Genomic DNA, 4,630 nt, shown 5'->3' with positions numbered 1-4,630 from the left:
GGCAACGTCGAGTACTTCGTGTGGTTCACGGCCTCCCCGGTCGGCGAGGGGCCGGTGCCGCCGGCGGGTGAGATCCCCGGATCCGTCGCCGCTCGGGAGCCCGCCGGCGTCGGGGACGACCGGGAGGAGGCGGACCGCGTGCGGGAGCTCGTGCGGGACGCGGTCAGGTCGGGGCCCTCGTGAGCGCGCGTGAGGTCCTGCTGGTGGTGCACACCGGCCGGGAGGACAACCAGCGCACGGCCTTCGAGGTGGCCAGGAGGTTCACCGAGGCGGGCTTCCGGTTGCGGGTGTTGGCGGAGGAGGCCCCCGACCTCGACCACGCCTGGTACCCGAACACCGTGGAGGCGGGGCCCTACGCGGCGGTGGGCACCGAACTCGTCTTCGTGCTCGGCGGGGACGGGACGTTGCTGCGCGCGGCCGAGCTGGCCCGCCCGGCCCGGGTCCCGGTTCTCGGTGTCAACTTCGGACGGGTGGGTTTCCTCGCCGAGGCGGACTCCGAGCACCTCGCGGAGGCCGTCCAGGCGGTGATCGACGGCGACTACCAGGTCGAGGAGCGGATGACGATCGACGTCAGGGCGACGTGGAACGGCGCCGTCCTGACCGAGACGTGGGCGCTCAACGAGGCGAGCGTGGAGAAGAACAGCCCGGAGCGGGTGATCGACGCCGTGATCGAGGTCGACGGGCGGCCGGTCCTCGCCTTCGGTTGCGACGGCGTGCTGTGCGCGACACCGACCGGGTCGACCGCCTACGCGTTCTCCGCCGGGGGGCCGGTGGTGTGGCCCCAGGTGCCGGCGATGCTGGTCGTGCCGAGCAACGCGCACGCCCTGTTCGCCAAGACGATGGTCGTCGCCAGGGATTCGGTGGTGGCGGTGGAGGTCACCCCGGACAGCCACCCCGCCGTGCTGTGCTGTGACGGACGTCGCACCGTCGAACTGCCCCCGGGGGCGCGGGTGGAGGTCGTCGAGGGCGAATGCCCCATCGGTCTCGTGCGGCTGCGGCCGGGGAGGTTCTCCGAGCGGCTGATCCGCAAGTTCGACCTGCCCGTGCAGGGCTGGCGCGGGCCGCCCCCGGCATGACCGGGGAGTCCAGGCCGGCCGCGGGCAGCACGTCGCCGGGTGTCTTCCTGGGGAGGACGGCGCTGTTGGGGCTGTCCGGTCGGGTCGCCCGCCCCACCTCCCGGCCAGCCGAACCACCCGCCGAGGTCGAGGCCGAGCCGCAGGGTTCGCGAGGTCGACCGGGAGGGGCTGGCGGAGGCGGGGAGCGGCCCGGCGGCGCGCCGGAGGAGGGGGCCGGGCGGCGGAGGGCGGAGCCGGCGCGGACTCCGCTGGAACGGCGACACGCCCGGGGGGTGGACCGTCCCCGTGCGGTGCTGCCCGACGCGGCGGTGAGGAGCTCCGCGCGCGGGGCCGGGACGGGGTCCGCCGGGCCCAGGAGTTCGGGGAACGCGGCGGCGGGCGGTGCCCGGGGAACCCGGGACGAACGCCAATCATCACCCGACGGCGCTAGGGTGCGGTGTGTGCTGGCTGAGATGCGTATCCAGAAACTCGGGGTCATCGACGATGCCACGCTGGAGCTGCACCCCGGCCTGACCGTCGTCACCGGGGAGACAGGGGCCGGCAAGACGATGGTGGTGACGGGGCTGCACCTGCTCAGCGGTGGGCGGGCGGAGGCCTCGCGGGTGCGGGTCGGCGCCGACCGGGCGCTGCTGGAGGGCAGGTTCCTGGTGCCGGCGGGGACCGGAGCCGCCCTCGTGGCCTCGGACGCGGGCGCCGAGCCGGACGAGGACGGCAGCCTGATCGCGCTGCGGTCCGTGGGGGCCGACGGCCGGTCCCGGGCGCACCTGGGCGGACGGTCGGTTCCGGTGGGGGTGTTGGCCCAGCTGGCGGAGCAGACGCTCGCGGTGCACGGGCAGAACGACCAGCTCCGGCTGTTGCGTCCGGCCGAGCAGCGGGCCGTGCTCGACCGGTTCGGTGGGGAGGAGATCACCGAACTCCGGGACCGGTACCGGGAGGTCCGCTCGGAGTGGATGCGCGTCACCGAGGAGCTGACCGAGCGGCGGGACCGGGCGCGGGAGCTGGCCAGGGAGGCTGAGCTGTTGCGGCACGGCCTGACCGAGATCAACGCGGTCGCTCCCCGCCGTGCCGAGGACGTGGAGCTCCAGCAGGAGGCCAAGCGCCTCGCCGACGTCGACCAGCTCCGGGAGGCGGCGGCCGCCGCGCAGGCGGCGGTGTCCGGGGCTCCGGACGGGGACCCGGAGCAACCGGGCGCGCTGGGGTTGCTCGGGGAGGCGCGACGGCGGTTGGGCGGTGTCGACGACCCCCGGTTGCGGGACTTCGAGCCCCGGGTGTCGGAGGCCCTGGCGTTGTTGGTGGACGTGGGCGCCGAGCTGGGCGGGTACCTGGAGGACCTGGAGGCGGACCCGGACCGGCTCCAGTCGGTGCTGGCTCGCCAGGCCGAGTTGAAGGCGCTCACGCGCAAGTACGCGGCCGATGTGGACGGTGTGCTGGACTGGGCCGAGGAGGCGGAGCGCCGCCTGGCGGAGGTCGACACCTCCGATGATGCGCTGGCCGCGCTGCGGGCCAGGCGGGAGGAGCTGGGAGGGCTGCTCGCCGGGCACGCCGTCGAGCTCAGCGCGGCCAGGGCGAGGGCGGCCGGTCGGTTGGCGGAGGCCGTGACCGCCGAGCTGGGCGGGCTGGCCATGCCGCACGCCCGGCTGGTGGTGTCGGTGGCGGTCCGGGAGTGCGACGAGGGGGATCCGGCGGCGCTGAACGTGGACGGCCGGTGGTCGCACGCCGGGCCGGACGGGGTCGACGACGTGGAGCTGAGGTTGGTGGCCCACGACGGCGCCCCGGAGCTGCCCGTGCACAAGGGAGCCTCCGGTGGTGAGCTCTCCCGGGTCATGCTGGCGTTGGAGGTCGTCCTCGCCCACGCGGACCCGGTGCCCACCCTGGTCTTCGACGAGGTCGACGCCGGGGTCGGGGGGCGGGCCGCCGTGGAGATCGGCCGTCGTCTCGCGCGGCTCGCGGTCACCCACCAGGTGGTGGTGGTGACGCACCTCGCCCAGGTGGCGGCCTACGCGGACCGCCACGTCGTCGTGGACAAGGGGAGCGGTTCCGGCATCACCCGCAGCAGCATCCGCCAGTTGGAACCGGGAGAACGCGTCGTCGAACTGGCCCGGATGCTGGCCGGCATGGAGTCGACCGAGACGGGGCGCGCGCACGCGGAGGAGTTGCTGGAGGTCGCGGAGCGGGATCGGGCGACGTTCCGGCTGGTCCACACCACGGGGTGAGCCTGGCCAACCGGCCGAGGGGTCGCGCGGCGTGCCTTCACGCCGGACGGTGATCATTTTGTCACGATCCGTCCATGAGAATCACTGGCCTGCTGAAACGGCGGAAACAGGAGCTGCCGGGAGTGATCGGGACGGCTCGGGTTGGCGGGCCCGAACCGGAACTCCTGCGTCGGCTCAGGCCCGGCGACGTGGTGGTCCTCGACCACGTCGACCTCGACGGGCGGACGGTGGACCGGATCGTGGCGGCGGGCGCGGCAGCCGTGGTCAACGCGGCTCCCTCCATCTCGGGGCGCTTCCCGGTGCTGGGGCCGGAGCGGCTGCTGCGGGCGGGGGTGGTGCTGGTCGACGGCACCGGGCCCGAGGTCCTGTGCGCGGTGCGGGACGGCGCGCGGGTCCGCGTCCACGAGGGAGCCGTCCACGAGGGCGAGCGGGAACTCGCCCGGGGGACCTGCCAGACGGCCGACACGGTCGCTGACCAGCTGGTCGAGGCCAGGACGGGGATGGTCGCGCAGCTGGAGGCGTTCTCGGCCGACGTGGTCGAGTTCCTCCGCCAGGAACGCGCCCTGTTCCTGGAGGGCGTGGGTCTGCCCGAACTCGACCTGGACCTCCACGGCGCGCACGTGCTGGTGGTGGCGGCGAACGGGGACGCGGAGGGGCACCTGCGGTCGTTGCGGGGCTACCTGTGCGAGCACCGGCCCCGGCTGGTCGGGGTGGAGGGCGGGGCCGACCTCCTCGCGCGCTGCGGGTACCAGCCCGACCTGATCGTCGGTGATCCGTCCACTGTCAGCCAGGAGACGCTGCGGTGTGGCGCCGTCGTGGTGGTGCCCGCCCACCACGACGGGTACGCGCCGGCGCTGGACCGCCTCCACGACCTCGGGGTCGAGGCCAGCAGCGTGGCCTCGGAGGCCAACCCGGAGGACCTGGCCCTGCTGCTGGTGGACCACCAGGGCGCCGCCGTGGTCGCCACCGTCGGGTTCGGCGGCAGCCTGGAGGAGTTCCTCGACCGGGGGCGCACCGAGTCACGGCCGTCCATGGTGGTCACCCGGCTCAAGCTGGGCGCGAAGTACGTGGATGCGCGCACCGTGGCCGCGGTGCACCGGCGGGGCGTGCCCACCTGGGCCCTGGTCGTGCTGCTGGGGGTGGCCGTGGTGGTCCTGCTCGCCGCGCTGGTGCTCAGCGGTGCCGCCGGGGTGTACCTCGCCGAGCTCGGTGCCGTCGGAGGGGAGGTCCTCTCGTGGTTGGGAGCCGTCGTCGCATGATCCCGCCCCGGTACCGGGTCCTGGCGGTCACCGCGGTCCTGCTCGCCCTCGCGGCCGGTGTCGTGGTGGGGGCGGGTGCCTC

At 74.6% G+C, this 4,630-nt stretch carries 4 protein-coding genes; all 4 read left to right on the top strand.

Annotated features, from left to right (window positions below):
- Positions 1–183: hypothetical protein (locus tag ACTIDRAF_RS26740; RefSeq protein WP_039785337.1), on the top strand; the 183-nt coding region annotated here is incomplete at its 5' end.
- Positions 180–1,076: an NAD kinase gene (locus ACTIDRAF_RS0201820; RefSeq protein WP_016696998.1), complete on the top strand. Its 897-nt coding sequence runs from the start codon at positions 180–182 to the stop codon at positions 1,074–1,076. The genes ACTIDRAF_RS26740 and ACTIDRAF_RS0201820, both read left to right, overlap by 4 nt.
- A gap of 452 nt (positions 1,077–1,528) precedes the next feature.
- A complete protein-coding gene (gene recN, locus ACTIDRAF_RS0201815) occupies positions 1,529–3,289 on the top strand; it encodes a DNA repair protein RecN (protein WP_039785338.1) in 1,761 nt (586 codons plus the stop codon).
- A 74-nt stretch (positions 3,290–3,363) separates the two neighbouring features.
- Complete coding sequence (steA, locus tag ACTIDRAF_RS0201810) at positions 3,364–4,548, top strand: putative cytokinetic ring protein SteA (protein ID WP_026065682.1); 1,185 nt, start codon at positions 3,364–3,366, stop codon at positions 4,546–4,548.
- Positions 4,549–4,630 lie beyond the last annotated feature (82 nt).

The organism is Actinoalloteichus spitiensis RMV-1378 (assembly GCF_000239155.1).
In the GTDB taxonomy this organism is placed as follows: Bacteria; Actinomycetota; Actinomycetes; order Mycobacteriales; family Pseudonocardiaceae; genus Actinoalloteichus_B; species Actinoalloteichus_B spitiensis.
The sequence above is the reverse complement of the archived record's forward strand: the minus strand, read 5'-3'. Positions and strand labels throughout refer to the sequence as shown.